This is a genomic window from Stenotrophomonas sp. PS02298 (genome assembly GCF_029959445.1).
Lineage (GTDB): Bacteria > Pseudomonadota > Gammaproteobacteria > Xanthomonadales > Xanthomonadaceae > Stenotrophomonas.
Genome location: NZ_JASCOR010000345.1, coordinates 1 through 339, shown reverse-complemented (window position 1 = coordinate 339; position 339 = coordinate 1). Strand labels below are relative to the sequence as shown.

The window sequence follows — 339 nt, the reverse complement described above, 5'->3', positions numbered from 1 at the left end:
GTCAGGCAGGTGACAACGCCGGTCTGCTGCTGCGCGGCACCAAGCGTGACGACGTCGAGCGTGGCCAGGTTCTGGCCAAGCCGGGTTCGATCAAGCCGCACACCCAGTTCGAAGCCGAAGTGTACGTCCTGTCGAAGGACGAGGGCGGCCGTCACACCCCGTTCTTCAAGGGCTACCGTCCGCAGTTCTACTTCCGTACCACCGACATCACCGGTGCGGTTGAGCTGCCGGAAGGCGTCGAGATGGTGATGCCGGGCGACAACGTGAAGATGGTTGTCACCCTGATCAACCCGGTGGCAATGGACGAAGGCCTGCGCTTCGCAATCCGCGAAGGTGGCC

General features: G+C 63.4%; 1 pseudogene. It reads left to right on the top strand.

From position 1 onward, the window contains the following. Window positions 1-339: pseudogene (tuf, locus tag QMX78_RS21520) on the top strand (elongation factor Tu); the annotation flags it as partial.